The following is a 502-nucleotide window of genomic DNA, read 5'->3' on the forward strand; positions in this document are numbered from 1 at the left end:
CGGGAAGGCCTTCTGGCGGTTCACAGCATTTGCTTTGATATTCATAAGGAACTGTTAAAAAAGTACGATTTCCCTACGGACATCGTGTTCTCCAGGCCGAATTACTGCAAAATTGATTTGATGGTGTCGAATCAGAGAGGGGATCAGCTGTTCCTTCAGGAAAATGAACTGGTGATTCTCAAAGAGAGCTTACGCCGTCACGGGATTGAGGGCGGCTTAGCAAAGCTTCTGGAGATCTCCGGGATGATCGGAGCTTCTTACGGAATTGCAGTAGCCCCTACCTGTGATGCGAAATATCTGGAGGTGGGACTCTCCAGCAAAAGTGATAACGTGGACACGATTCTGGATAAGCTTCAGCGGGAATTTGGGATTTTGCCGGAGGAGTGCAGCTACTGGGGGGATGAATATGTGGGGATCGAAGAAGGGATTTTCGGAAGTGACAGCTTCATGATCACGGAGAAGTCGAGAACAGGCCGTTTCTTTGATGTATCAGAAGTACCGG

General features: G+C 48.6%; 1 protein-coding gene. It reads left to right on the plus strand.

Translation table 11 applies throughout. The features are described from left to right. Positions 1-502: HAD family hydrolase (locus NE664_13305; GenBank protein ID MCQ4727609.1), on the plus strand; the 502-nt coding region annotated here is incomplete at both ends.

The sequence above is a fragment of the Anaerotignum faecicola genome (genome assembly GCA_024460105.1).
In the GTDB taxonomy this organism is placed as follows: Bacteria; Bacillota; Clostridia; order Lachnospirales; family Anaerotignaceae; genus JANFXS01.